We start from the raw sequence: 25,614 nt of genomic DNA on the forward strand, positions 1-25,614 counted from the left end.
CGAAAAGCGCGCGGCTGTTCCCGCGCGTTTTGCGTTTCTGGAATGAAGCAGCGCTACGCCACCATCAGCATGTAGAACACGATCACCGGTGACATCGTGAGGATCACCGACCAGATGCCGGCGGCCCAGAGGATGTCCTCGGTGGTAAAGCCCTGCTGCTCGGCGGCCTGATAATCAGGCGCCATTTCATTCTGAGTATTCACAAAACGCCCCCGCGAGTTCTTCGCTTATGGCGTCAAGTGATACTAGAAACGTTTTAACATCCGCCTCGCGGGTTCCCGCACAATTCGAACACGGACGCTACCGCGGATTAACCATCTTCGCGTCAGCCCGCGAGCCAGACGCGAAACAGCAGCACCGGCATCAGCCCGAGCATCACGGCCCAGAAGCCGAACGACGAGATCACCAAGAGTCCTTGCATGAGATCGGCGGGCGCGAAGTCTTTCGCGGCCGTCGGCCGGGTACGATGTCCCATGGTTTCCCCCAATGGATTGGTCCTTGCGGGAAACGATAGGGCGCGATGCGTAAACGAGCCGTGGATGCGCCATGCGGCGCCTGCGAAGGCGATTGAGGCGCGGTTAACCACGAACACGCTCTCTCGCTCCCTCTCCCCGCTCTTCGCGGGGAGAGGCGAAGAGCTACGCAGCGACCTTCATCCGTCGCGCGATCTCGCGATCGAGGCTAGTGGCGAGCTCGCTTCCGATCTCGACCATCGGCAGGCGCACCTCGGGACTGTCGATGAGGCCGCATCGCCACAGCCAGTACTTCGCCGGCGCCGGGCTCGGCTCGGCGAACAGCAGCCGCGTCAACTCCGCGACGTCCTGCCAGCGCGCCGACGCGGCGTCGGCGTTGCCGCGCTTCAGCTCGGTTTGAATCGCGGCAAAGGTTGCGGTCTCGATGTGGGCGGAGAGCAGGATCGCGCCATCGGCGCCATCGCTCAGCGCCTCATGGGTGTGCGCGTCCTCGCCGGTCAGCACACGAAAGTGATCAGGCTTGTCGCGGAGCAGCGCGACCGATTGCTCGCGGCTCGCGCTGCAATCCTTCAGCCCGACGATGTTGGGATGCTCGGCGAGCCGGAGCAGCGTCTGGTTGGTGAGATTGACGCCAGTGCGATAGGGAATGTTGTAGAGCACGATCGGCCAGGCGGCGTGATCGGCGAGCGCCTCGAAATGCGCCAAGAGGCCGCGCTGCGATGGCCGCAAATAGTAGGGGCTCGCGATCAGATAGCCGTCGATCGGCCAGTCCGCGGTCTCGTCCAGGCTCTCCTTCAGTCGCGCGGTGTCCGCACCGGAGAGGCCGAGAACGATCGGAATGCTGCGACGGTGCGCGGCGAGCTCCTCGCGCACGATTGCGACGAGGCGCTCGAGCTCTGCCGGCTTCAGCGTCATGCCTTCGCCGGAGGTTGCGCCCAGAATGAAGCCGTCCACGCTGCGTGCCTCCTCGGTCGCGTAGTGCCGCGTGAGCTGTCGCAGCGAGCGCTCGTCGAGACGGCCGTCGCGAAACGGCGTCACCAGAGGCAGCCAGAGGCCCTGCAATTGTTGTCTCAGGTCTGTCATGTTCCATCTCCTTGTCGGTTGACGCCTGAGACGGAGGGCACATGAAAAAACCCCGTCCAGACGGCGGGGTTTTTCGAGGATTGCAACGATAACGAAGTCGTTAGCGCGCACAAAGCTCCGAGGGCCCCGGATGGGGGCCTTTTTTCGAGGCGATCGCCTTCGAGAAGATTGCGCACGAATTCGTGATCATGGTGTGCAAATGATGCGGGGGATATGTGGAACTGTCAATACACGCGGAAAGCGAAGGCCAAATTGGCAAGAAAAAAAGCCGGGCCCGAAAGAGCCCGGCTTAGGTATTGGCCACGTGAGGCCGACACAATCACCTTCCAAGAGGGATTACTGAACTCCCGCGCCACTGGAGGAGGGGGACAAATGCGCAACGCGAAGGCTCAGCGTGCAAACATTATGAGCTTGGCGAGGTGCATGCAGCAACAGCTGAGGTCGCATGTCAGTCATGCGGAAATCAGGACGGCCAACGCTGCGCCTTGCTCACCACGAAGTCGCGGAACACCTGCACGCGCGCGACCGTCTTCAACTCCTCGGGATAGACGAAATACGTATCGAGCTGGATCGAGTCCGATTCGCCGAACAGCTGCACGAGGCGACTGTTCTCTTCGACGAGGTAATCCGGCAGCGCCGCGATCCCGAGGCCCTGCTGACAGGCGCGTACGAGGCCAAGGATGTTGTTGACCTTGAAGTAGGCCTCGCGCGCGCCGGAGCCGTTGCGCCCGGCCTCGATCAACCAGCTGCGGTTTTGCAGATGCGTAGGCACCTGCGCGTCGCTCAGCATGATGATGCGGTGCGCGTCGAGCTCGTCGAGCGTGCGCGGCGTGCCGAACCTCTTGATGTATTCCGGCGAGCAATAGGCGTGGAAGCCGATCGAGAACAGCTTGCGCTGGATGAGATCCGGCTGGGTCGGCTTGCGCGTGCGGATCGCGACGTCGGCCTCGCGCATCGACAGGTCGAGCTCCTCGTCGGTGACGATCAGGGAGATGCGGATCTCTGGATACAGCGAGGTGAACTCGTTGAGCCGCGGCACCAGCCAGTTGATGCCGAGCGCCGGCGGCGTCGTGATCTTGAGGTCGCCGCTCGGCCGCTCGCGGCTGTCGGTCAATTTGGCGCGCGCCGCCTGGAGCTGCATGAACACGTCATGCGCGGTGCGGAACAAGAGGTCGCCCTGCTCGGTGAGGATCAGGCCGCGGGCATGCCGGTGAAAGAGCGAGACCGAGAGCTCCTGCTCCAGCGCCGAGACCTGGCGTGACACGGCCGACTGCGACAGGCCGAGCTGCTCGCCCGCATGCGTGAAGCTGCCCGCTTCCGCCGCCGCGTGAAACACCTTCAGCTTGTCCCAGTCCATATCGGTAAATCCGTCGCGTGTTCGAGGCATGATCGTTATTCCGCTGCCGCGCGCTCGCTGGCGCGCAGGGCCAAGAAACGTTCGGCTTCGAGTGCTGCCATGCAGCCGAGGCCTGCGGCCGTGACGGCCTGGCGATAGGTTTCGTCGGCGACGTCGCCGGCCGCGAACAGGCCGGGCACCGAGGTCGCGGTCGAGTTCGGGGCGACCTCGACATAGCCCGACGGTTTGAGTTTCACCTGGCCCTTCACGAGCTCGGTCGCCGGCGCGTGCCCGATGGCGATGAAGACGCCGTCGGCCTTCACGTTGGTGAGGGCGCCGGTCTTGACGTTCTTCAGGCGAACATGCGTGACCTTGCCGGGGTTCGCCTCGCCGCAGACTTCGTCGATGGCGCTGTCCCAGATCACCTTGATCTTGGGGTTCTTGAACAGGCGGTCCTGGAGGATGCGCTCGGCGCGGAAATGATCGCGGCGGTGCACGATCGTGACCTGGCTCGCGAAATTGGTCAGGAACAGCGCTTCCTCGACCGCGGTGTTGCCGCCGCCGACCACGATGACCTCCTTGCCGCGGTAGAAGAAGCCGTCACAGGTCGCACAGGCCGAGACGCCAAAGCCCTTGAAGGTTTCTTCCGAGGGGATGCCGAGCCAGCGCGCCTGCGCACCGGTCGCGAGGATCACGGTGTCGGCGAGGTAGACGTCGCCGCTGTCGCAGGTGAGGCGGAACGGCCGCTGCGCGGTTTCGAGCTTGGTGACCAGATCGGTCTTGATCTGGGTGCCCATGTGCACCGCCTGCTTCTCCATCTGCTCCATCAGCCAGGGGCCCTGGATCACGTCGGCAAAGCCCGGATAGTTCTCGACGTCGGTGGTGATGGTGAGCTGGCCGCCCGGCTGGATGCCCTGGATCAGGATCGGCTCGAGCATCGCACGCGCGGCATAGATCGCCGCGGTGTAGCCGGCGGGGCCGGAGCCGATGATGACGACCTTGGCATGGATGGGCGCGCGCATGTGGACCGGTGCCTCTCTCTTGGGGGAGTTGCAGCGCGGGCGCGGATAGTGCCTGGGAAGGCGCCGCGGAGGCGCTGAAATGTCAGTGCTAATCTAAGCCTTCTTGCGAGCTATGCAAGAATTGCAGCCCATGTCGGCGGATTTTTCCCCCCGGGAACAAAAGACCGTTGCGCTGCACGCGCAATAAAATTGCGCATCTTGGCGGGACTGGTTATGAGGATTGCGACCAAGCCACCCAATACCGCCGATAAGGCCAGGAGTTCCAATCACGTGTCGCGGAACCTAGACGAGATCGATCTCAAAATTCTCGCCGAAATCCAGGCCGACGGGCGAATCACCAATGTCGAGCTGGCCAAGCGCGTCGGCATTTCACCGCCGCCCTGCCTGCGCCGCGTCCGGGCGCTGGAGGAGGAAGGCTACATCCACGGCTATCGCGGGCTGCTCGATTCGCGAAAGCTCGGCTTCGACGTCACCGTGTTCGCCGCCGTTCATTTGTCGAGCCAGGCGGAGGCGGACTTACGCGCCTTCGAGGACTTCGTGCGTGCCGAGCCCCTGGTGCGCGAATGCTGGATGCTGTCGGGCGAGGTCGACTTCATCCTGAAATGCGTTGCACCCGACATGGCGACGTTCCAGGATTTCGTCACCCACCTGACCGCAGCCCCGCATGTGCGCAACGTCCGGACGTCGTTGGTGCTGCACAATTCGAAATTCGAGGCTGCCGTGCCGCTCGAGGTGAAGGGACGGCGGTAGTTCTCCCTCTCCCCGCTTACCGGTCTTGCCGTCTTCTCCGTCATTGCGCGCAATGACGGTGGTGTTACTCAAGCCCGCCGCATCGCGTCCACGCTGACCGGGCCGCCGCCGGCGGCCGCAAGATAAAGGCAGGCAAAGCAGAACAGGATCGCCAGCGTCCCCTCATTGACGAGCGGGAAGAAGCTGTGCGGCAGATGCTCGATGAAATAGGCGAAAGCCATCTCGCCCGACAGGACGAACGCGACGAGGCGCGTGAACAGGCCCAGCATCAACAGGCCGCCGAACACCAGCTCGATCATGCCGGCGATGCCCCAGAGCGACAGCGGCGTGACGTCGGCGAACATCTCGACGGGCGGAAACTTGAACAGTTTTGCCACGCCGAACTGGAACAGCAGAAGTCCGGTGATGAAGCGGAACAGGCTGAGCAGATAGGGCTGGCTCTGCGCGGCGATACGATCGACGTCCATCGTGTCCTCCCTTGATGCAGCCCGGAGACCATGGCGGAGGACGTCGTCGTTCACAATCGCAGCCGTTCACAATCGCGCAATGATAAGGAAACAAAAAAGCCGCGCTTGCCGCGCGGCTTTTTCATTCGCTATTGCGTCATTCGCTATTGCGGCACGGATTACCGCCACTCGACCTTGGTGATCTCGTAGGCCTTGGCGCCGCCGGGCGTGTTGACCTCGACGGAGGCGCCCTTCTTCTTGCCGATCAGCGCGCGGGCCAGCGGCGAGGTGATGGAGATGCGGCCTTTCTTGGCGTCGGCCTCGACCTCGCCGACGATCTGCCACACCGTCTTCTTCTCGGTGTCCTCGTCGACCAGCGTCACGGTGGCGCCGAACTTGATGGTATCGCCGGACAGTTTCGAGATGTCGATGATATCGGCGCGCGCGAGCTTGTCCTCAAGCTCGGCGATCCGGCCCTCATTGTGGGACTGCTCTTCCTTCGCGGCGTGATATTCCGCGTTCTCCGACAGGTCTCCGTGCGAGCGCGCCTCGGCGATATGCTCGATGATCCGCGGACGGTCCACGGACTGGCGATGCTTCAATTCTTCCCCGAGCGCGGCAAATCCGGCCGAAGTCATCGGAACCTTTTCCATCTCTTCTCTCGTTCTCGGGTCGCGCGCCCTCGGAAACAAAGGGCGATGCAACCTTGATTCGTCGGTAATCCCGGGGCTGAACACGCAGCCACCGGAACGTTATGTGGGGCTGGCGCCGGAACAGAACAACCACATGGCCGGACAGTTCCTCCGGCCATTGTGGCTTCATTGCCAATCACTTAGCGGAGGCTTCGCCCGCCGCTAACGATCAGGTTTCCGAAAAGTAGCTCTGCAGGGTACGAACCTCAAGGTCCCCGCCCAGATAAGCGCGGATGCCCTGCGCGGCCGCCACGGCCCCGGAAAGAGTGGTGTAATACGGCACTTTATGCAAGAGGGCCGCGCGCCGCAGTGAACGGCTGTCGGCGAGCGCCTGCGGGCCTTCAGTGGTGTTGAAGACCAGCTGGATGTCGCCATTGGTGATGGCGTCGACGATGTGCGGCCGGCCCTCCAGCACCTTGTTCACCTTCTCGGTCGGAATGCCCTGGTCGGTCAGGAAGCGCTGGGTACCCGACGTCGCCAGCACCTTGAAGCCGACGGATTGCAACAGCCGCACCGCCTCCGCGATGCGGTTCTTGTCGCTGTCGCGCACCGAGACGAACACCGTGCCCTTGCGCGGCACCCGCGTGCCGCCGCCGAGTTGGCTCTTGGCGAACGCGACCTCGAAGGAGCGGTCGATGCCCATGACCTCGCCGGTCGAGCGCATCTCCGGACCGAGCACCGTGTCGACGCCGGGGAAGCGGGCGAACGGGAATACCGATTCCTTCACGCCGACATGCTTGAGCTGGGCCTTCTTCAGCTTGAAGTCGGCGAGCTTCTCGCCGGCCATGATGCGGGCGGCAATCTTTGCGACCGGCGTGCCGATCACCTTAGCGACGAATGGCACCGTGCGCGAGGCGCGCGGATTGACCTCGAGCACGTAGATCTCGCCGTCCTTGATGGCGTACTGCACATTCATCAGGCCGACGACGTCGAGGCCGAGCGCGAGCTCGCGGGTCTGCCGCTCCAACTCCTCGATCGTCTTGGCATCGAGCGAGTAGGGCGGCAGCGAGCAGGCGGAGTCGCCGGAGTGGATGCCGGCTTCCTCGATGTGCTCCATGATGCCGACGATGAAGACGTCCTTGCCGTCGCAGAGGCAGTCGACGTCGACTTCGGTGGCGTCAGAGAGATAGCGGTCGAACAGCAGCGGGTTCTTGCCGAGCACGGTGTTGATCTGCCCGGTCTTGTCGTTGGGGTAGCGCGCCTTGACGTCGGCGGGCACGAGCTCCGGCAGCGTGCCGAGCAGATAATCGTTGAGCTGGTTCTCCTCGCGGATGATCTGCATCGCGCGGCCGCCGAGCACGTAGGACGGACGCACCACCAGCGGCAGCCCGAGATCGGCGGAGACGAGCCGCGCCTGCTCGACCGAATAGGCAATGCCGTTCTTCGGCTGCTTGAGACGAAGCTTGTCGAGCACGCGCTTGAAGCGGTCGCGGTCTTCGGCGAGATCGATCGCGTCGGGCGAGGTGCCGAGGATCGGCACTTCGGCGGCCTCCAGCGCACGCGCGAGCTTCAGCGGGGTCTGGCCACCGAACTGCACGATCACGCCATGCAGCGTGCCCTTGCTGCGTTCGGTCGCGATGATCTCCAGCACGTCCTCGGCCGTCAGCGGCTCGAAATAGAGCCGGTCGGCGGTGTCGTAGTCGGTCGACACCGTCTCCGGGTTGCAGTTGACCATGATGGATTCGTAGCCGGCGTCATGCAGCGCGAAGCAGGCGTGACAGCAGCAATAGTCGAACTCGATGCCCTGGCCGATGCGGTTCGGACCGCCGCCGAGGATGATGACCTTCTTGCGATCCGACGGCTCGCTTTCGTCCGCAACTGCGCCCGCGAACGGTGCCTCATAGGTCGAATACATATAGGCGGTGGGCGAGGCGAACTCGGCGGCGCAGGTGTCGATGCGCTTGAACACCGGGCGGACGCCGAGCGCGTGGCGCTTCGCCGTCACATCGGCTTCCGTGCTCTCCGAAAGCACCGCGAGCCGCGCGTCCGAAAAGCCCATGGCCTTCAGCGTGCGCATGCCGAAGGCGTTTTGCGGCAGTCCGCTCTTGCGGACCTTGTCCTCCATGTCGACGATGCAGCGCATCTCGGCGAGGAACCAGGGGTCGATCTTGCAGGAGTTGAAGATCTCCTCGTTGGACCAGCCGAGCCGCATCGCCTGCGCGACCTGGAGCAGACGGTTCGGCGTCGGGGTGCCGAGCGCGGCGCGGATCGCATTCTTGTCGTCGCCCTGGCCAAGCCCCTCGATCTCGATCTCGTCGAGGCCGGTCAGCCCGGTCTCGAGCCCGCGCAACGCCTTTTGCAGGCTTTCCTGGAAGGTGCGGCCGATTGCCATGACCTCGCCGACCGACTTCATCGAGGTCGTCAGCGTGTGGGAGGCGCCGGGGAATTTCTCGAAGGCGAAACGCGGGATCTTGGTCACCACGTAGTCGATGGTCGGCTCGAACGAGGCCGGCGTCGCGCCGCCGGTGATGTCGTTGGCGATCTCGTCCAGCGTGTAGCCGATCGCAAGCTTGGCGGCGACCTTGGCGATCGGGAAGCCCGTCGCTTTCGACGCTAATGCCGACGAACGAGAAACACGTGGATTCATCTCGATCACGACCATGCGGCCGTCAGCCGGGTTGATGCCGAACTGCACGTTCGAGCCGCCGGTCTCGACTCCGATCTCGCGCAGCACCGCCAGCGAGGCGTCGCGCATGATCTGGTATTCCTTGTCGGTCAGCGTCAGCGCCGGCGCCACGGTGATGGAGTCGCCGGTATGCACGCCCATCGGATCGAAATTCTCGATCGAGCAGACGATGATGCAATTGTCCTTCTTGTCGCGCACCACCTCCATCTCGAACTCTTTCCAGCCGAGAACGGATTCCTCGATCAGGACTTCGTTGGTGGGCGAGGCATCGAGGCCGCGCTCGATGATGTCGAGGAACTCTTCCTTGTTGTAGGCAATGCCGCCGCCGGTGCCTCCAAGCGTGAACGAGGGCCGGATGATCGCGGGCAGTCCGATCTCGGACAGCGCCATCATCGCCTGGCCCAGCGCATATTCCTGGTAGCGCTTGCGACGCTCGTTCTCGCCGAGCGCCCATTGCCGGTCGAGATCTTCCTGCGCCGCGCCGGACAGCTTCTCGCGTTCGGCGAGGTATTTGTCACGGAAGGACTTCTTCAACTGGGATGCGTTGGCGAGCCGCGACTTCGGCGTCTGCAGCCCGATCTTCTCCATCGCGTTGCGGAACAGCTGGCGGTCCTCGGCCTTGTCGATCGCATCGGCAGTCGCGCCGATCATCTCGACGTCGAATTTTTCCAGCGTGCCCTGGCGGCGCAGCGACAGCGCGCAGTTCAGCGCAGTCTGGCCGCCCATGGTCGGCAGCAGTGCGAAGCCGCCGGGGATGACGTGCCGTTCCTTCTCGATGATCTTGGCGACGATCTCCGGCGTGATCGGCTCGATATAGGTCGCATCGGCCAATTCCGGGTCGGTCATGATGGTGGCCGGGTTGGAATTGACGAGGACGATGCGATAGCCCTCTTCCTTCAGCGTCTTGCAGGCCTGCGTGCCGGAATAGTCGAACTCGCAGGCCTGGCCGATCACGATGGGACCGGCGCCGATGATCAGGATGGTCGAGATGTCGGTTCGTTTAGGCATCACCGCTCGCGGGCTGGATTTTGGGCACAAAAAAAGGGCGCGCTTGCCGCGCGTCCCCTTAAGCAGGAGCGCGATCAGCAAAAGTGGCGCCCGGTTTTGCGTCCGATCGCGCTCCCACTTTAAGCGGGCGCGTGATCTTCGCGCCAAACCGCCTACACTTTGGCGGATCACGCGCGTGCGCGGGTTTCCCTCGCGCGCGGGTGGGTCTTAGACCAGTTTTCGGGGCGGCGAAACCCCGAAAAATGCCCGTCAACCGGCAATTTTCACGGGTTTTGGCCGCCCCTGCCAGCCGCGGACGAGGTGCACCAGAAGTGCCGCCGATACGCCGGCGCCACCGACCCAACCGAGGTCGGTCGGGCTCAGCGCCGTCAGCACCGCCCCGCCCAGGGCGCCACCCAAGGCGAAGCCGAGATACATGGCCGAGGCATTGAGCGAGAGCGCGATCATCGAGGCCTGCGGCTCGATCCGGATGATGCTCGCGACCTGGGCCGGATAGAACGCCCAACCCGAGATACCCCAGAGGAAGATCGCGCCGAGCACGGCATAGCGGGCATGGTCCGGCATGATCTTCAACACCAGGGAATGGAGAATCAGCGCCGAGGCCATGCCGGCCAGGCCCAGCGCCGCGGTGGCGATGGTGCCGAGCCGGTCGGCGAGCAGGCCGCCCGTCATGTTCCCGATGGCCGCCGCGACGCCGAAGGTCAGGAGCGCCAGGCTGACGTCGTTGGCATTGAAGCCGAGGCCGTGCAGGGGCACGGCGAAATAGGTGAAAACCGTAAAGCCGCCGAGCGCCCACAAGATCGTGATGAGCAGCGCGACGAGGACGTTACGATGCCGCGCCACAGCCAGCCGCTCACCAAGCGAGGCCGTGTTCTTCGGCAGGCCGCGCGGCAGGCCGAGCCGGAGGCCGGCAAGTGCGACGGCGCCGAGCAGGGCGACCATGGCAAAGGTCGCACGCCAGTTCAGGACGCTGCCGATGAGATTGCCGAGGGGAACGCCGATCACGGTCGCGACCGTAAGGCCCGAAGTCACCAGCGCCACGGCGCGTCCGCGACGCTCGGGTGAAGCAACCGCAACGGAGACCCCGAGTGCCGTGGGCATGCAGAGGCCGGCGCCGAGTGCCATCAGCATCCGCGACGCGAGCAGCAGGGGAAAGCCGGAGGCTATGACCGCGACCAGATTGCCGGCGATGAAGGTCGACAAAGCCAGCGACAGCACGGTGCGGCGGTCGATGTTGTTCAGTGTCACGGCCAGGATCGGAGATCCGACGGCATAGGTGAGGGCATAGGCCGTCACCAGTTGGCCAGCGGCGGAGACCGAAATCCCGAGGTCCGCTGCGATTGCCGGCAAAAGCCCTGCAATGACAAAGGTCTCGGTCCCGATAGCGAAGGCCGCAAGGGCCAGCCAGAGGATACTCATCGCCAAAATCCGATGTTCAATGTTTATTGAACTATTGATCGGCGTAAGGGCCCATGTCAATTGGTTCAAGAACTATTGAACATTAGGCCCGTCTCGCTATAATCCGGATCATGAGCCGCATCCCGTTGCACCCTACCCGCGAGCAGATCGAGCTGCCGATGGTTCTGGATTGCCTGAGCGATCCGATCCGGCTCGCGATCGTCTATCAACTCGCCCAGCAGGAACGTGTCAGCAGCGAACTGCGCTGCGGCGACTTCAGCGGCCTCGGGGCCAAGTCGAATCTAGCCTATCACTTCGCCAAGCTGCGCGAATGCGGGCTGACGCAGACGCGCATTGTCGGCACTAGCCGGATGACGAGGCTCCGCCGCGAAGATCTCGAGGCGCGCTTCCCGGGCCTGCTCGATGCCGTGATCAAATCCGCAGCCAAGGATGCCGATCGGCTTCAGCTCCTGCCTGAATGTGAAGTGGTTGACGTCGGTTGAAGATGAGATGATTGCGTGTGGGAGATCCGGTCCGTCTACGCTTTCGCTTTGCTCAAGCTACGCCGGACACGCTTTGCCCCGCTGGTCTAGCGTGGCTGCGCCACGCGTAGCCCCATCGGGGCGAAGCGTGGAGACCCGGCCTGGATTTGAACCAGGATAAAGAGCGATGCACCGCTCTCGCGTTGACGCTTCCGCCACCGGGCCGACCGGATCATTACCGATCGCAGTCGACCAGGCCACCTCCACTCCCCGTTAACCCTAACCGCGCGCAAAGGGCGGGCGCGCGATGAAGGTCATGCGCCAGCGGTTGTGGCCGATATTGGTGTGCGCGCGCTGCACCGAAAATCCGGCCACCGCGAGCTTGGCGGTGATCTCGTCCTCGCTGTAGCGCTGGAGCCCGATGCGCGAGCGCAGGTGCCGGTAGTCGGACAGCGCGGTCGAGACCAGTCCGACCAGCGCATCCCTCAGGAAGCCATGACGCGCGCCGAAGCTGAGCAGCGCCATCACGTCCCTGAACATGCCGACCTCCGGCCGCAGGATGTCGCCGAGCACGAGCTTGCCCTTGGGTTTCAGGATCCGGCGGATCACGATCAGCGCGGAGTCCAGCTCCGCCGGCGTCATGTATTGGACGACCGAGTTCATCACTACGAGGTCGATGGACTGCTCGGCCATTTTGCGCACGTCTTCGAGCGAGCGGACGCGGATCTTGGTGTTCGGCGCAAAGCGTGCGATCAGCCGGCCGCGCACGCCCGGCGCGGGCTCCGCCAGGATCAGCTTGCCGCAGGCATTCGCCACCTCGCTCGCCGACAGCGCCTCGCCGCAGGCATAGTCCAGCACCGTCGCGTCGGGCGAGGAGATGTAGCCGATGATGTCCCGCGCGATGATCTGGAAGTGCAAATCGCGATGCAGCTTGCTGACATAGATCGTGTGCGTGGAGTCGTAATAGTCGATCCAATCGTCCATGGTCTTTAGAGGTCCCGGCAAAGCGGTTCCGGGGTAGGAACCGGCGCTGCGCGCCTGCGTTAGGGGTGCGACGGCACGCCGTCAATGTCCGCGTCCTAACAGGAAGGTCTCCCGTGAGCAAAAAGCCCGATAACCACAAGATCTCATCCGATCTCGACACCCCGACCGATCTGGCGCCCGGCTCGGTCGACAAGGTTTCGGAAGCGCTCAACGTGCTGCTTGCCGATGCCTTTGCGCTGTACATGAAGACCAAGAATTTCCACTGGCACATCAGCGGCCGCCACTTCCGCGACTATCACCTGCTGCTGGACGAGCAGTCGGATGCGATCTTCGCCACCACCGACCAACTCGCCGAGCGCGTCCGCAAGATCGGCGGCGCCACGCTGAAGTCGATCGGCCAGGTCGCAAAGCTCAAGACCATCAAGGACAATGACGAGGACTATGTCCCGCCGCGCGAGATGCTGCGCGAACTGATGCAGGACAACAAGCACGTCGCCACCGCCATGCGCAAAGCCCACGAGGTCTGCGACGAAGCCGGCGATGTCGCCAGCGCAAGCCTGCTCGAAGTTTTCATCGACGAGACCGAGCGGCGGACCTGGTTCCTGTTCGAGGCCTCGCGTCAGGAAGGCAGCAACGCGGCCTGACGCACTCCGCGGAGGGCATTGGGAACTCCGCTACTCGTAGGATGGTGTCGCTAGCGTCGGTTGCCGCTCCGCGAGCGCGCGGGCGGCGGCCATGCCGATCATCATCGCGATCACGAACAGGACCGAAGCCAAGGTGCCGTAGCCGAGCGCCACAAAGGCCGGGCCCGGACAGAAGCCGGCAAGACCCCAGCCGACGCCGAAAATCGCCGGACCGATAATGATGCGCGGATCGATATCGTTGCTGGCCGGCAGATGGAACGTGTCGCCGAGCAGCGGCCGTTGCCGCTTCAGCACCATGCGGAAGCCGATGAAAGCGGTGGCGACGGCACCAAGCATCACGAACATCAGGCTCGGGTCCCAGGATCCTGCGCGAATGGCGGCGAGATCGAGGAAATTGAGGACCTTCGCGGGATTCGACATGCCGGAGATCAAGAGTCCGGCTCCGAATATCAGGCCGATGGCAAATTGAATCAGGACGGACATGGCTGGCCTCACACCAGATGCCGGACGACGAAGGTCGTCACGAAGCCCGTGGTCATGAAGACGAGGGTGGCGACAATCGAGCGGATCGATAGGCGCGATATGCCGCAGACGCCGTGCCCGGAGGTGCAGCCATTGCCCCACACCGAGCCGAAGCCGACCAGCAGGCCGGCGACGGCCAGCAGCACGCCGCCGGTCTCGATGGCTTGCGGTGGAAACGCGCCGGTGACGATGCGCGCAAGCGCGGGCGCGGCGACGAGCCCGGCGATGAAGGCGAAGCGGCCCGAAGTTGCGTTATCGCCGAAGGGCGGCAGCAGGCGCGCGGCGATGCCGCTGACGCCGGCGATCCGGCCGCTGACGGCCATCAGCATCACCGCGGAAAGCCCGATCAGGACCCCGCCCGCAAGCGAGGCCAGCGGCGTGAACGTCGTTGGCATGGGGGCCTCCTCAGAAATCTTAGTTGCTCATTATATTCAAATATTTCTAGTGGCGTCGCCACAGTCGCATCAGCGCGCCATTCTTTCCGGTCACCGGATCGCTCGGCGGTAGCTTCACGGCCGGAATCGTCTTCAGCGCCTTGGCGTGATTCTCCGGCGTCGGGCGCGTGACCTCCATCTTCGATCCCGGTGGATAGGCGCCGATCACGCAGAAATCGCGGCTTGCCGATACGAGTTGATGTCCGGTGCCGGCCGGAAGGATCGCGACATCACCCGCCTTGATGTCGAGTTCCCGGCCGTGATCGCCGCCGAAGCACACCCGCGCGTGGCCGCGCGCGACGCCGAGCGCCTCATGTACGGTCGAATGATAGTGCAGATAATCGTAGACGCCGTTGCGCCACATGCCGCCCCAGCCGTTCTCCGCGAACAGGTCTTCGATGGTTTCTTCGGGACGCCTGGAATCGAGCTTCACCGCGCCCTGATAGACCAGGAACGGCAGGATATTGTTCGGCACGAGGCCGTCATCCCCAAAGACGATCGCAAGCGGCTCGGCATTGTCGTGGACGACGGACATGGCGCTCTCCTGCATCAGGATAGCAGGCTTCAACGAGCGACGTCAGTTGACGTTCCTCATCGCGCCCTTCCCGTCATTCCGGGGCGACGCGGCAGCGTCGAGCGCTCGCTGCTCATTGGATTCCGGGCTCGCGCGGAGCCTGTCATCGGGCCGCGCTTCGCGCGGACCCGTTGGCGCGCCCCGGAATGACGGGACGAAAAATGCCCGGGACAAGCCCGGGCACGACGAATTCGTTAAGCAGGATCGCGAAAGCCTACGCCCGCTTCCTCTCGCGCATCAGATCGGCAAAGCGCTGGAACAGATAGTGCGAGTCGCGCGGGCCCGGCGAGGCCTCGGGGTGGTACTGCACCGAGAACACCGGCTTGCCGTCGAGCTGGATGCCGCAATTGGAGCCGTCGAACAGCGACACATGGGTCTGCGTCGCGCCCTTCGGCAGCGTCTTCTCGTCCACGGCAAAGCCGTGGTTCATTGAGGTGATCTCGACCTTGCCGGTGGTCTCGTCCTTCACGGGATGGTTGGCGCCGTGATGGCCCTGATGCATCTTCTTGGTCTTCGCGCCGACGGCGAGGCCGAGCATCTGGTGGCCGAGGCAGATGCCGAATGTCGGCGTGCCGGATTTGATGACCTGCTGGATGACGGGCACGGCATATTTGCCGGTCGCGGCCGGATCGCCCGGACCGTTCGACAGGAACACGCCGTCGGGCTTCATCGCCAGGATGTCGTCGGCCGACGTCGTCGCCGGCACCACCGTCACCTTGCACCCGACGCCGGCGAGCAGACGCAGGATGTTGCGCTTGATGCCGTAGTCGATGGCGACGACGTTGAATGCAGGATTGTCCTGGTGGCCGAAACCCTTGTTCCATTCCCAGGGCGTCTCGTCCCAGGTGAAGCGCTGGCCCGAGGTGACCATCGGCACGAGGTCCATGCCCTCGAGGCCGGGCCATTCGCGCGCCTCTTCCTTCAGCCCGTGCAGATCGAACTCGCCGTCCTTCGCGTGGGCGATCACGGCGTTCGGCATGCCCTTGGTGCGGATCAGCGCGGTCAGCGCGCGCGTGTCGATGCCGGAGAGGCCGATGATGCCGCGTGCCTTCAGCCATTGGTCGAGATGGCGGGTGGCGCGGTAGTTCGAGGGATCGGTGATGGCGGTGCGCAGGATCACGCCGCGCGCGCCGGGCGTCGCGGCCATGTTCACCGTCTCGATGTCTTCCTCGTTGGTGCCGACATTGCCGATATGCGGGAAGGTGAAGGTGATGAGCTGACCGGCATAGGAGGGATCGGTCAAAATCTCCTCGTAGCCGGTCATCGCGGTGTTGAAGCAGACCTCGCCGACGGCGTGGCCTTCGGCGCCGAGGCCAAAGCCCTCGAGCACCGTGCCATCGGCAAGCACCAGGAGCGCGGTCGGTTTATGGTCCGGCCAGGCGGGATCGTTTTCGGATTGTGTCATGAGCCCGCTACATAGTCCCGCGCGGCGCCGCCGTCAAAGCGGAGAAGCGCGGATTCACATGCGTTTTTGCATATTTGACAGGCCCCCTCGGGCTCCTGGCCTGAAACTGGCAATTTTGGGCAATTTCGGCGGCCGAAGCGGAAACAATGAACTAATCCGGCAATACGTCCGGTATGGTCTCTTTCCCGCGAACGGCTTAGATCAGACGCCACGGATTGAAGAGGATCAGGACCATGATGCGCGACGACATCAACGCTGCGGTGAAAGAGGCCATGAAGGCCAAGGACGAGCGCAAGCTCGGCACGCTGCGCATGGTCAATTCGACCATCAAGAATGCCGACATCGAGGCACGCGGCAACGGCAAGCCGCCGCTGAGCGATGCCGAGCTGCTTGGCGTGCTCCAGAAGATGATCAAGCAGCGCCAGGAGGCGGTCGAGCTCTATGAAAAGGGCGGCCGCGCCGAGCTCGCCGCGCAGGAGCGCGACGAGATCGCCGTGATCTCGGCCTACCTGCCCAAGCAGATGTCCGATGACGACGTGAAGAAGGCGATTTCCGATGTGATCGCCGAGACCGGCGCCGCCGGCATGAAGGACATGGGCAAGGTGATCGCCGCGCTGAAGGCCAAGCACGCCGGGCAGATGGATTTCGCCAAGGCGAGTGGTTTGGTGAAGGCGGCACTCACTGGGTAGGTTGTCATTCCCCATTGCGCAATGTGGAATGACGAAGGAGAAGGCCGCCGATGACCAGCGCCATCAAGCCGTTCCGCATCGCTATCGGCGACGACGTCCTCACCGACCTCAAATCGCGCCTTGCGCGCACGCGCTGGCCGGAGGCGGAGCTGGTCGATGACTGGAGCCAGGGCGCGCCGCTGACATGGATCAAGGAGATCTGCGGCTATTGGGCCAACGAATATGACTGGCGGGCGCGCGAGGCGAAGCTCAATCGCTTCGATCAGTTCACCACCGAGATCGACGGGCTCGATATCCATTTCATCCATGCGCGCTCGAAAGAGCCTGCAGCGCTGCCGCTGATCATCACCCATGGCTGGCCCGGCTCGATCGTGGAATTTCAGAAGGTGATTGCGCCGCTCGTTGATCCCGTCGCGCATGGCGGCAAGGCCACTGACGCCTTTCATGTGATCTGTCCTTCGCTGCCGGGCTTCGGCTTCTCGGCGAAACCAAAAGCGACCGGTTGGGGTGTCGACCGCATCGCTGCCACCTGGGCCAAGCTGATGGATCGGCTCGGTTACGCGCGTTACGGCGCGCAAGGCGGCGATTGGGGTTCGGCGGTGACGACCTCGCTCGGCGCCCAGGATCCTGCGCACTGCGCCGGCGTCCACATCACGCTCGCCTTCAATTCGCCGCCGAAGGGCGAGGGCGAGCCGACGGCGGAAGAGAAGCGGGCGCTCGCCGGGCTGAAGCACTATGTCGATCTCGACTCCGGCTATTCCAAGCAGCAGTCGACGCGGCCGCAGACGCTCGGCTACGGCCTGACGGATTCGCCGAGCGGGCAGGCGGCCTGGATTTTGGAAAAGTTCTGGGCCTGGACCGATTGCAACGGCCATCCCGAAAACATCTTCACGAGGGACGAGCTGCTCGACAACGTCATGCTCTATTGGGCGACGGAGACGGCGACCTCCTCGGCGCGGCTCTATTGGGAGAGCTTTGGCCCGCGCCGCACGACGCCGGTCGTCAAGGTGCCGACAGGCGTTGCGGTATTTCCCAAGGAGATCATCACGCCGGTGCGGCGCTGGATGGAGCCCAATTTTCACAACATCACGCATTGGACCGAGATGGAGAAGGGCGGCCACTTTGCCGCCTTCGAGCAACCGGAGCTGTTTGTGCGCGAGGTGCGAACGTTTTTCGCGACGGTGCGGTAGGATCAAGTCAATTCGACACAGTCAGATTCAGATGATGCCAAAGACGTCTCACGCCGCGGGGCTTCACCGCGCCTCACTCGAGAAGCTGCACGATCTGGATGCGGCGCTGGAGCTCATGTATTACGGCTGGCGCGGGATGACGCTCCAGGCCGACGAGTATCTTGCGAAGCAGGGCCTGTCGCGCCCGCACCATCGTATCCTCTACGTGGTGGCCCGCCGGCCCGATATCGCGATCGGCACGCTGATCGAGACGCTCGGCATTTCCAAGCAGGCCTTGAACCGGCCGCTCAACCTGCTGCTGGACCGCAAGCTCCTGACGTCGAGGCGGTCGCCCGAGCAGCATCGCTCCAAACTGTTGCGCCTGACGGAAGCGGGGCAACGCATCGAGAAAAAGGCCTCCGACTACGAGCGCAAAGTCATGTGCGAGGCGTTTGATCGCGTCGGGGCGCCGGGTGCGGCCGCATGGATGGCCGTCATGGAGACGATCGCCGACAGTAGCTGACGGCTTTTCAAGTCAACATAGTTGACATGAAAGGTCAGCTTTGCCACTCTTCCGGCAGCGAGCCAGGGGAGGGCCCGTGTCATGAGTGGACAGGCAATGAATCGCGCCGCGGCCGAACGGTTTGTCGCGGCATGGTGCGCGAACTGGTGCAGGGTCGATATCGACGCGGTCGTTGCGCATTTCGCCGACGATGCGCAGATGCGTAGCCCTCTGGCGCTCAAACTGACCGACTCCCCCATCGTCAGCGGCGCCGAGAACATCCGCGCCTACTGGCGCAAAGCCTATGGCAGCATCAAAAGCGCCGACCTGAAGATCCTGAATTGGAGCTGGGATGACACGATCGCGCGCCTGACGGTGTGGTGGCAACTGGGCGACACGCGCGCCAGCGAATTCATGGACTTCGATGACGCCGGCCTTGTCGTGCGTAGCGAGGCCTTCTACGGAAAATAGCCATGCATCTTTCGGATTTCGTCTTGCTGCTCAACGCGCTCTGGTTCGGCGGCGCTTTCATCCAGTTCAGCATCGCCCAGCGCAATACGTTGAAGATATTGCTGCCGCGGGAAGAGCGCAGCAACCCGATTGCGCCGACCTTGGCCGCCAGCGTAGCGTTCCTGGGTGGGATCAATCTGCCGATCGGAATTCTTTCGCTCTATCTTCTGGCCGTTCGGCCGCCTTTCTTCCAGCCGATCGAAGCGCAGGTCGTTTTGTTCCTGTTCTTCGCCGCCTGCCACTTCAGCCAGTTCGCCTATAATCTTCCGGTCCTGATGCGCGGAGGACGCGTCGGGGTGGCCTACTGGCCGGTGTTGAAGGGGCCGATGCTCAGGATCTTCGTGATCGACGCGGCCCTGTTCATGGCAAATCTCGTCGTGGCCTTCCTGCTCGCGTCGCGTTCCTGATGCTTCGTCCTCGGATGGTCTTACGGCGCGCGAACTGCGGGCGAGGGGATGCTCACCCCTGGTCTTTGCGGGCCTGACTGTTGCTTTCGCAACATGGCGCAGCGACGATTTGTGAGCTGCTATTGACCCAGATCAACGCGTGGGCGACGCCGTCTGCGCGAAATGCAGGAGATCCCGTGGGAGGAAGCCATGTCGATCTCGGGCAAAGTCGATCCTGTCGTGCGTCCGGTCGTGGCGAACGACATCGCCGAAGCGCTGATCGAGGGTTTGCGGGATTTCCAGGCGCTGCCGCTTTACGGACTTTGCTTCGGCGCGCTCTATGCCGCCGGCGGCATCGCCATCATGCTCTGCCTCACCGCCTTCAGACTGATCTATCTGGTCTATCCGCTCGCGGCGGGCTTTGCGCTGATCGGACCGTTCGTCGCGATCGGCCTTTACGAAGTCAGCCGGCGCCGCGAGCGAGGTGAGCCCGTCTCCTTTGGCGCGATCTGGTCGACGATACGCTCGCGCGGCGAGATCGGCTGGATGGCCTTCGTCACCCTGTTCGTGTTCGTGGTCTGGATGTACCAGGTGCGTCTCTTGATCGCGCTGCTGCTCGGCCTGCATGCTTCGTTCTCGAGCCTGCAGGAATTCATGACGATGGTGCTCACCACCAATGAAGGCCTGCTGTTCCTCGCGATCGGCAACGCGGTCGGCGCTGCGCTGTCGCTGATCCTGTTCTCGCTGACGGTGGTGTCGTTTCCGCTGCTGCTCGACCGCGAGGTCGATTTCGTCACAGCGATGGTGACGAGCGTGCGCGCCGTAGTCACCAGCCCGTTGCCGATGATCGGCTGGGCCGCGGTCATCGTGATGCTGCTGATCGTCTCGGCGCTGCCGTACTTCCTGGGGCTGATCGTGACGCTGCCGGTGCTTGGCCACGCGACGTGGCATCTGTATCGCCGCATCGTGGTGCCGGTGCCTTAATCTCGGAGTCGTCCCGGCGAAGGCCGGGACCCATACCGCGGAATCCTTCGATTGCGAGCGGTCGGAGTATCGAACGACGAGTCTTCGCCAAACTTGATCCTGTGGCTATGGGTCCCGGCCTTCGCCGGGACGACAGCCAGATTAAGGCACCCTAATGCCCATCGCCTTGAGCGCCGCGAGCATCTGTGCCGGCGGGCCCATCTTGATCTGTGGCGCCTTGCCCGTCTCCAGCAGGCTCTTCAGGCCGGAGAGGATCGCGGGCCAGCCCGCACGTCCGCCGGAGAGGATGTCATCGCTCAAGGGTCGGTCGTGGCGTTCGCTCATGGTCAGCCGGACGGCCTCGCCGGCCTGCTCGATCTCGTAGGTGACGAGTGTGGTGCCGAGCTTTTCGACGAGGTCCGGCCAATTGACGTTCCAGGTCACGGTCAGTCTGTTTGGCGGATCATGTTCGAACACTTCGCCACGGATGTGCTCCGAACCGTCCGGCGCCCGCACGATGAAGCTGCCGCCGAGCTTCGGCTCCATTTCCACCGCGAAGCCCGAGAAGTACTTTCGGCTGAACTCCGCCGAGGTCAGCGCCTCCCACACTTTCTCGGGCGTGGATGCAATGTAGATGGTGTAGACCGTGAGCGGCTTGAACTGATCGAGGTTCATCACTCAAATCCCAGAGACGAATTCGGGGCGCGGCATCAGGCGGCGTCCTTCTTTGAATAGCCTGGCGGCACGATCTCGATGGTGCGGCCGGTCTCGAGCAGGCTCTTCAGGTTCGACAGCACCATCGGCCAGCCGCCGGAGATGTCGCGCAGCGTCTTGCCGTCCTCGCCGAGTTCGTCATGCGTGACCGTCAGCTTGACCACCTTGCCGCGCGGTTCGAGATCGAAGGTGACGCGCGAGATCCCTTCGCCGGCGGCTTCGGGCTTGCGATTGTGCCAGCTGTAGGCGAGCCGCCGCGTCGGATCGAAGGTGATGACCTCGCCCTCCACCGTCGGATTGCCATTGTTGGTGAAACGGTAGGGCGCGCCCGGCGCCCAGTCGGAGGCGATGCGATGGCCGAACCAGTAGCGCTCGGTGAAAGCGCCGTCGGTCAGGGCCTGCCACAGCTTTTCGGCGGAGGTCTCGATATAGGTCACGTAGACATAGCTCGGTTTACTCATCGCGCTTCTCCAGTTGACGTTTCAACTCGCTGAGCGCGGCAAGTTTCCCGCGCTCGAACTTCCTGATCCATCGTTCCCCGATCTGGTGGATCGGCACGGGATTGAGGTAGTGCAGCTTCTCCCGGCCGTGCCTGATGGTCGTGACCAGGTTGGCCTCTTCCAGAATGACAAGGTGCTTTGTCACGGCCTGGCGCGTCATCTCCAGGCCCTCGCAGAGTTCGTTCAGCGTCTGGCCGTTTTTGGCGTGAAGCCTGTCCAGGAGCGACCGTCGTGACGCATCGGCGAGCGCTTTGAAGACTTCATCCATGGCAGCGATAATAGGCAACCAAATGGTTGCATGTCAAGCCGCTCCGTCATTCCGGAAACCGCGCAGGGGTTATCCGGAATCTCGAGATTCTCAGGCGCGCAATTGCGCACCATAGTTCGCACTTTGTGCGCCCCCATTGCGCAATGGGGAATGACTGCCAAGACTTGGACATCATGTTTTTGGCCCTCTTGCTGTGTTAGCGTCCCGCTTCAACCAACGGAGATTGGTTCCGGGAGGAAACATGTCTCGTCGCGTCCAACTTGCTGCCTACCTCGTCCTTCTTGCTTGCAGCAGTGCTTACGCCCAGAAGCAGCAGGTAATCGGCGCGCCGCCCGAAGCTTCCAACATGAAGCTGGTCGGCACCAACGACCTCCAGGCGCGCAGCGCCTATCAGCCGACCATTCATCACCAGGGCGATCGCTGGATCGCCTATATCGGCCATCACGGCGGCACCGACGACGTGCCCAATCCCGTCAATCCCTTGACGGGGCAGGCCGAGCCGAACGGTACTTCGATCGTCGACGTCACGGACCCGGCGCATCCAAAGTATCTGCGCCACCTGCCGGGGCAGGAGGGCAAGTATGAATCCGGCGGCGCGCAGATGGTGCGGGTCTGCGACGGCAAGTCGTTGCCGAAGGGCGATGCCAACGCCGTCTACATGCTGCGCACCTTCGGCAGCGAGGCGCATGAGATCTGGAACGTCGCCGACCCCGCCAATCCCGCACTCGTCACGCGCATCGGCGGCTTGAAGGACACGCACAAGAGCTGGTGGGAATGCGACACCGGCATTGCCTATCTCGTCTCGGGTGCGCCGGACTGGCGCACGCGCCGCATGACGCAGGTCTATGATCTCAGTGATCCCGCCCATCCGCAGAAGATCCGCGACTTCGGCCTGCCCGGCCAGGAGCCTGGCGCGACCGGCGCCGTGCCGACCGAATTGCACGGGCCGATTTCGACCGGGCCCACGGGCAACCGCGTCTATTTCGGCTATGGCACCAACAAGGGCGGCATCTTGCAGATCGTCGATCGCGAGAAGCTTTTGAGCGGCGGCAAGGAACCGACGCCGGAGAACCTGCGCTATCCGGAAATCGCGCGCATGCCGATGTCCGCCTTCAACGGCGCGCATACGACGTTTCCGATGCTCGACATGCCCGTCGCCGAGTTTGCCGAGGACAAGGACGGCAAGACCCGCGACATCGTGATGATCGTCGACGAGGCGATCCTGAACGAATGCGGCGAGGCGCGGCAGATGGTGTGGTTCGCCGACGTCACCACCGAAGCGCGGCCGATGATGATATCGAGCTACACGGTGCCGGAGGCGAGCGGGCAGTTCTGCCAGCGCGGCGGCCGCTTCGGCTCGCATTCGTCGAACGAGAGCATGGCGCCGGTCTATTACAAGAAGATGGCCTTCATCGCCTTCTTCAATGCCGGCGTGCGTGCGCTCGATATCCGCGATCCCTATCACCCCAAGGAGGTCGGCTATTTCATCCCGGCGATCACGGCGGCGACCGACAAGCGCTGCATCCCCGTCGAAGGCGGCGAGCGCTGCAAGGTCGCGATCCAGACCAACAACGTCGAGACCGATGACCGCGGCTACATCTACATCGTCGATCGCGCCAACACCGGAATGCACATTCTGGAGCTGACCGGACCCGCGCGCGCCGTCGCCGGCCTGCCGAAGAACTGACGATGCGGCGCGCTATGACCATGGTGGCTGCGGCGATGGCGCTCGGCGCATCGGGCGTCGGCGCGTATCAACTCGCGCCAGTGCCGGCGGAGACGTCCGCACATTGGCGCGAGATCGCCTGGCCGTTCCCGCGCGACGGCTGGCCCGCGGGCCGTGCGTTCCGCTGCGATGGGGCCTGCGACGGCGCCGAGCTCTACGTTCGCGCAAAGCTCGGCTTCTGCAATTGCGACCGCGGCGTTGCCGATGACGACGAGGTCGATCGCGTCGCCGATCTCGACCTGATCAGCCCGCGTTTCGCCGCGACGGCTCCGGGTGATCCGTTGCGCGTCGACGAGCTGGAGGGACGCGCCCGGCACTACGATCTCGACATGCCCGACGGCGCGCGCCACGCGGCCACCGGCATCGCCCTGTCGCGTCGCTGCGATCTCATGGTTGCGGTCGTGCAGGGCGCGGGTGAGGCGCGCACAATGCAGCGTGCGGCGATCGAGTTTCTGCAAACGCAGGAGATGAAGCGATGGGTGGTCGCAGCACTGGACGGAAGGTGAGGGAGGCACGATCGCGCCGCCCTCACCGCCGTCATCACCCGCGACCCGGCTACGCCAAGGCTTCGCCGAGGTGTGCGGTCTTGGCGCGCCGAAGCTGTAGCGTAGGCGGCAAGCGGGTGTTCCAGTATTCCAGAGACGGTCGTGGGATACGGAAAGGCTGCGGCGTACTGGATACCCCGCTTTCGCGGGGTATGACACCGATGTTTGAGGCGCGCATGTGCTGCATTCAACCGACTTCCGTTCCTGCCTCCGCCATGCATTAATAACCCGCAACTCCCTCAGCGAGTCTCCCCCATGATGTCCTTGCAAGCCTATCTCGCCTTCGTCGCCGCCTGCATTGCGCTGGCGCTGTTGCCTGGCCCGATCGTGACACTCGTCATTGCCAATGGTCTGAGGCATGGAACCCGGGCGGCGCTGACCAATGTCGCGGGTGCGCAGGCCGGTCTTGCGATCGTGATCGGCGTCGTCGCGATCGGACTGACCTCGCTGATGGCGACCATGGGCTACTGGTTCGACTGGGTGCGCTTTGCCGGCGCCGCCTATCTGATCTGGCTCGGCATCAAGCTGATCTGGTCGCCGGTCGAGGGTGTCAATGTCGACGAGCCGCCGGCGCCTCCGCGCGGTGGTTTCTTCCTGCAAGGCTTTCTGGTGCTGCTGTCGAACCCCAAGGTGCTGGTGTTCTTCGGCGCCTTCATTCCGCAGTTCATGGACATGAACCGCGACCACTTCCCGCAGGTCGCGCTGCTCGGCGCAACCTTCATGGTCACCGCGGCGATGACGGACGCGCTCTACGCCACGGCCGCAGGCCGCGCGCGAAAATTCTTCTCGGCGCGCCGAACGCGGATGATGTCGCGCGTCTCCGGCGGCTTCATGATCGGCGGCGGCATCTGGCTGGCGTTGACCCGGGCGAAGTGAGGGCTACGCCAGCCCCTCCGCCTTCAACTCCGTTTCGATCTCGCCAAAAATCCTCGCCAGCCGTTCCGCCCATTGCTGCTGGCCGGATTGGTCCGTGATCAAATCCTGGCGGATCTCGATGCCGGTGTTCGGGAGGCCGCGGGCTTCGCCGTGGACGGGGATGGTGTAGTCGGTGAGGTCGCTCACCGCATAGGGCTCGTTGTCGCCGACGACGAGATCGCTTTCGCTGCGCAGATGTTTCAGCAACAGGTGCGGCAGCACGGTGTCGCGGTGGTAGAGCGTGCCGATGTGCCAGGGCCGCGCAACGCCGGCATAGACCGGCGTGAAGCTGTGTAGCGCGACCAGCACCGTTGGCCGCCGGGCGTGAACGCGCGCGTCGATCACCGCATTGATGCGGTTGTGATAGGGATCAAAGATCTCGCGGCGCCGGGCGTCGCGCTCATCGGCGGAAATCCCCTCATTGCGCGGGATTGCTGTCGCCTCCGAGATCACGGGGATCGAGCTCCCAACGCCCGGCGGGCGGTTGCAGTCGATCACGAGCCGCGAATAGCGCTGCGCGATCAGATGCGCATCCAGCGTCCCGGCGAGCCGCTCGGCGACGCCGGCAATCCCGATGTCCCAGGCGATGTGCCGGGTCAGCTCGCGCTCGGCGACACCGAGATCGCCAAGCGCATGCGGCAGCGCCCGCCCGTAATGATCGCAAGTGAGCAGAAACGGGGCGCCTCCTGCTGCATTCGTCTCATGCACCGGCGAAATGTCGCCTTTGCCGAGAAGTCGATTCGTCGTGCCGGCCGCCTCTAAAACCATCCTGATTGCCTACGGAAAATGCACTCTGCTCTTAAAATTGGGCAGCCAACGCTATAGATTAGCCGGTCCAGAATCACCAT

30 protein-coding genes are annotated in these 25,614 nt (G+C 63.7%); 12 read left to right on the forward strand and 18 right to left on the reverse strand.

The window, feature by feature from the left end:
* Nucleotides 1-53: 53 nt before the first annotated feature.
* The 5 genes from QQL28_RS22995 to trxB form a co-directional block, all read right to left on the reverse strand.
* Nucleotides 54-185 carry a hypothetical protein gene (locus QQL28_RS22995; protein ID WP_284268926.1) on the reverse strand — a complete coding sequence of 44 codons (132 nt, stop codon included), beginning with the start codon at nucleotides 183-185 and terminating at the stop codon, nucleotides 54-56.
* A gap of 140 nt (nucleotides 186-325) precedes the next feature.
* On the reverse strand, nucleotides 326-475 hold the full coding sequence (locus QQL28_RS23000; RefSeq protein WP_284268927.1) for a hypothetical protein: 150 nt from the start codon (nucleotides 473-475) through the stop codon (nucleotides 326-328).
* A 163-nt stretch (nucleotides 476-638) separates the two neighbouring features.
* Nucleotides 639-1,556, reverse strand: coding sequence for a 4-hydroxy-tetrahydrodipicolinate synthase family protein (locus QQL28_RS23005; RefSeq protein ID WP_284268928.1), 918 nt, complete (start codon nucleotides 1,554-1,556; stop codon nucleotides 639-641).
* A gap of 463 nt (nucleotides 1,557-2,019) precedes the next feature.
* On the reverse strand, nucleotides 2,020-2,943 hold the full coding sequence (locus QQL28_RS23010; RefSeq protein WP_284268929.1) for a LysR family transcriptional regulator: 924 nt from the start codon (nucleotides 2,941-2,943) through the stop codon (nucleotides 2,020-2,022).
* Between the two features lie 5 nt (nucleotides 2,944-2,948).
* Nucleotides 2,949-3,914 (reverse strand): thioredoxin-disulfide reductase, encoded by a 966-nt coding sequence (gene trxB, locus QQL28_RS23015; RefSeq protein WP_284268930.1) that lies wholly within the window; start codon nucleotides 3,912-3,914, stop codon nucleotides 2,949-2,951.
* Between the two features lie 270 nt (nucleotides 3,915-4,184).
* On the opposite strand from trxB, the gene QQL28_RS23020 reads away from it, so the two are divergent.
* The gene (locus QQL28_RS23020; RefSeq protein ID WP_284268931.1) at nucleotides 4,185-4,664 is read left to right on the forward strand and encodes an Lrp/AsnC family transcriptional regulator; all 480 of its coding nucleotides are present in this window, start codon (nucleotides 4,185-4,187) and stop codon (nucleotides 4,662-4,664) included.
* Between the two features lie 68 nt (nucleotides 4,665-4,732).
* On the opposite strand, the gene QQL28_RS23025 is transcribed toward QQL28_RS23020, so the two are convergent.
* The 4 genes from QQL28_RS23025 to QQL28_RS23040 all read right to left on the reverse strand — a co-directional run bounded on the left by QQL28_RS23025 (nucleotide 4,733) and on the right by QQL28_RS23040 (nucleotide 10,855).
* Nucleotides 4,733-5,131 carry a DoxX family protein gene (locus QQL28_RS23025; RefSeq protein ID WP_284268932.1) on the reverse strand — a complete coding sequence of 133 codons (399 nt, stop codon included), beginning with the start codon at nucleotides 5,129-5,131 and terminating at the stop codon, nucleotides 4,733-4,735.
* A 158-nt stretch (nucleotides 5,132-5,289) separates the two neighbouring features.
* Nucleotides 5,290-5,763 carry a transcription elongation factor GreA gene (gene greA, locus QQL28_RS23030; protein ID WP_027525218.1) on the reverse strand — a complete coding sequence of 158 codons (474 nt, stop codon included), beginning with the start codon at nucleotides 5,761-5,763 and terminating at the stop codon, nucleotides 5,290-5,292.
* Between the two features lie 208 nt (nucleotides 5,764-5,971).
* Nucleotides 5,972-9,436 (reverse strand): carbamoyl-phosphate synthase large subunit, encoded by a 3,465-nt coding sequence (gene carB / locus QQL28_RS23035; protein WP_284268933.1) that lies wholly within the window; start codon nucleotides 9,434-9,436, stop codon nucleotides 5,972-5,974.
* A 249-nt stretch (nucleotides 9,437-9,685) separates the two neighbouring features.
* Entirely contained in the window at nucleotides 9,686-10,855 is a 1,170-nt protein-coding gene (locus QQL28_RS23040; protein WP_284268934.1) for an MFS transporter, read from the reverse strand.
* Nucleotides 10,856-10,965: 110 nt separating this feature from the next.
* On the opposite strand from QQL28_RS23040, the gene QQL28_RS23045 reads away from it, so the two are divergent.
* Nucleotides 10,966-11,337 carry an ArsR/SmtB family transcription factor gene (locus tag QQL28_RS23045; protein ID WP_284268935.1) on the forward strand — a complete coding sequence of 124 codons (372 nt, stop codon included), beginning with the start codon at nucleotides 10,966-10,968 and terminating at the stop codon, nucleotides 11,335-11,337.
* 258 nt (nucleotides 11,338-11,595) lie between these two features.
* Here QQL28_RS23045 and QQL28_RS23050 read toward each other — a convergent pair whose 3' ends face one another.
* Nucleotides 11,596-12,300 (reverse strand): class I SAM-dependent methyltransferase, encoded by a 705-nt coding sequence (locus QQL28_RS23050; RefSeq protein ID WP_284268936.1) that lies wholly within the window; start codon nucleotides 12,298-12,300, stop codon nucleotides 11,596-11,598.
* 113 nt (nucleotides 12,301-12,413) lie between these two features.
* On the opposite strand from QQL28_RS23050, the gene QQL28_RS23055 reads away from it, so the two are divergent.
* Nucleotides 12,414-12,944, forward strand: a complete 531-nt coding sequence (locus QQL28_RS23055) for a Dps family protein (RefSeq protein ID WP_284268937.1) — start codon at nucleotides 12,414-12,416, stop codon at nucleotides 12,942-12,944.
* A 30-nt stretch (nucleotides 12,945-12,974) separates the two neighbouring features.
* Here QQL28_RS23055 and QQL28_RS23060 read toward each other — a convergent pair whose 3' ends face one another.
* From QQL28_RS23060 to carA, 4 genes are all read right to left on the reverse strand, one after another.
* Nucleotides 12,975-13,427: a YeeE/YedE family protein gene (locus tag QQL28_RS23060; protein WP_284268938.1), complete on the reverse strand. Its 453-nt coding sequence runs from the start codon at nucleotides 13,425-13,427 to the stop codon at nucleotides 12,975-12,977.
* 8 nt (nucleotides 13,428-13,435) lie between these two features.
* A complete protein-coding gene (locus tag QQL28_RS23065; RefSeq protein WP_284268939.1) occupies nucleotides 13,436-13,861 on the reverse strand; it encodes a YeeE/YedE family protein in 426 nt (141 codons plus the stop codon).
* Between the two features lie 46 nt (nucleotides 13,862-13,907).
* Nucleotides 13,908-14,435 (reverse strand): cupin domain-containing protein, encoded by a 528-nt coding sequence (locus QQL28_RS23070; protein ID WP_284268940.1) that lies wholly within the window; start codon nucleotides 14,433-14,435, stop codon nucleotides 13,908-13,910.
* A gap of 253 nt (nucleotides 14,436-14,688) precedes the next feature.
* The gene (gene carA / locus QQL28_RS23075; protein WP_284268941.1) at nucleotides 14,689-15,879 is read right to left on the reverse strand and encodes a glutamine-hydrolyzing carbamoyl-phosphate synthase small subunit; all 1,191 of its coding nucleotides are present in this window, start codon (nucleotides 15,877-15,879) and stop codon (nucleotides 14,689-14,691) included.
* 233 nt (nucleotides 15,880-16,112) lie between these two features.
* Here carA and QQL28_RS23080 point away from each other — a divergent pair, with 233 nt between their 5' ends.
* The 6 genes from QQL28_RS23080 to QQL28_RS23105 all read left to right on the forward strand — a co-directional run bounded on the left by QQL28_RS23080 (nucleotide 16,113) and on the right by QQL28_RS23105 (nucleotide 20,119).
* Nucleotides 16,113-16,568: a GatB/YqeY domain-containing protein gene (locus QQL28_RS23080; protein WP_284268942.1), complete on the forward strand. Its 456-nt coding sequence runs from the start codon at nucleotides 16,113-16,115 to the stop codon at nucleotides 16,566-16,568.
* Nucleotides 16,569-16,618: 50 nt separating this feature from the next.
* On the forward strand, nucleotides 16,619-17,758 hold the full coding sequence (locus tag QQL28_RS23085) for an epoxide hydrolase family protein (RefSeq protein ID WP_284268943.1): 1,140 nt from the start codon (nucleotides 16,619-16,621) through the stop codon (nucleotides 17,756-17,758).
* A gap of 34 nt (nucleotides 17,759-17,792) precedes the next feature.
* Nucleotides 17,793-18,260 (forward strand): MarR family winged helix-turn-helix transcriptional regulator, encoded by a 468-nt coding sequence (locus QQL28_RS23090; protein ID WP_284268944.1) that lies wholly within the window; start codon nucleotides 17,793-17,795, stop codon nucleotides 18,258-18,260.
* A 96-nt stretch (nucleotides 18,261-18,356) separates the two neighbouring features.
* Nucleotides 18,357-18,710, forward strand: a complete 354-nt coding sequence (locus QQL28_RS23095; RefSeq protein ID WP_431309633.1) for a nuclear transport factor 2 family protein — start codon at nucleotides 18,357-18,359, stop codon at nucleotides 18,708-18,710.
* Nucleotides 18,711-18,712: 2 nt separating this feature from the next.
* Entirely contained in the window at nucleotides 18,713-19,156 is a 444-nt protein-coding gene (locus tag QQL28_RS23100; protein WP_284268946.1) for a hypothetical protein, read from the forward strand.
* A 189-nt stretch (nucleotides 19,157-19,345) separates the two neighbouring features.
* Nucleotides 19,346-20,119, forward strand: a complete 774-nt coding sequence (locus QQL28_RS23105) for a DUF2189 domain-containing protein (protein ID WP_284268947.1) — start codon at nucleotides 19,346-19,348, stop codon at nucleotides 20,117-20,119.
* Between the two features lie 141 nt (nucleotides 20,120-20,260).
* Here QQL28_RS23105 and QQL28_RS23110 read toward each other — a convergent pair whose 3' ends face one another.
* Genes QQL28_RS23110 through QQL28_RS23120 form a run of 3 tightly spaced genes read right to left on the reverse strand, consistent with a single transcriptional unit; the run spans nucleotide 20,261 to nucleotide 21,580 of the window.
* Complete coding sequence (locus QQL28_RS23110) at nucleotides 20,261-20,773, reverse strand: SRPBCC family protein (protein WP_284268948.1); 513 nt, start codon at nucleotides 20,771-20,773, stop codon at nucleotides 20,261-20,263.
* Nucleotides 20,774-20,808: 35 nt separating this feature from the next.
* The gene (locus tag QQL28_RS23115; protein ID WP_284268949.1) at nucleotides 20,809-21,273 is read right to left on the reverse strand and encodes an SRPBCC family protein; all 465 of its coding nucleotides are present in this window, start codon (nucleotides 21,271-21,273) and stop codon (nucleotides 20,809-20,811) included.
* A complete protein-coding gene (locus QQL28_RS23120) occupies nucleotides 21,266-21,580 on the reverse strand; it encodes an ArsR/SmtB family transcription factor (protein ID WP_212446487.1) in 315 nt (104 codons plus the stop codon). Before QQL28_RS23120 ends, QQL28_RS23115 begins: the two co-directional genes overlap by 8 nt.
* A gap of 241 nt (nucleotides 21,581-21,821) precedes the next feature.
* On the opposite strand from QQL28_RS23120, the gene QQL28_RS23125 reads away from it, so the two are divergent.
* The 3 genes from QQL28_RS23125 (at nucleotide 21,822) to QQL28_RS23135 (ending at nucleotide 24,727) form a co-directional block, all read left to right on the forward strand.
* A complete protein-coding gene (locus QQL28_RS23125; RefSeq protein ID WP_284268950.1) occupies nucleotides 21,822-23,267 on the forward strand; it encodes an LVIVD repeat-containing protein in 1,446 nt (481 codons plus the stop codon).
* Nucleotides 23,268-23,269: 2 nt separating this feature from the next.
* Complete coding sequence (locus tag QQL28_RS23130) at nucleotides 23,270-23,812, forward strand: hypothetical protein (RefSeq protein ID WP_284268951.1); 543 nt, start codon at nucleotides 23,270-23,272, stop codon at nucleotides 23,810-23,812.
* Between the two features lie 294 nt (nucleotides 23,813-24,106).
* On the forward strand, nucleotides 24,107-24,727 hold the full coding sequence (locus QQL28_RS23135) for a LysE family translocator (protein WP_283039786.1): 621 nt from the start codon (nucleotides 24,107-24,109) through the stop codon (nucleotides 24,725-24,727).
* 3 nt (nucleotides 24,728-24,730) lie between these two features.
* On the opposite strand, the gene QQL28_RS23140 is transcribed toward QQL28_RS23135, so the two are convergent.
* Entirely contained in the window at nucleotides 24,731-25,534 is an 804-nt protein-coding gene (locus tag QQL28_RS23140; protein ID WP_284268952.1) for an N-formylglutamate amidohydrolase, read from the reverse strand.
* Nucleotides 25,535-25,614: the final 80 nt, after the last annotated feature.

It is taken from the genome of Bradyrhizobium iriomotense (genome assembly GCF_030160715.1).
Classification (GTDB): Bacteria; Pseudomonadota; Alphaproteobacteria; order Rhizobiales; family Xanthobacteraceae; genus Bradyrhizobium; species Bradyrhizobium iriomotense.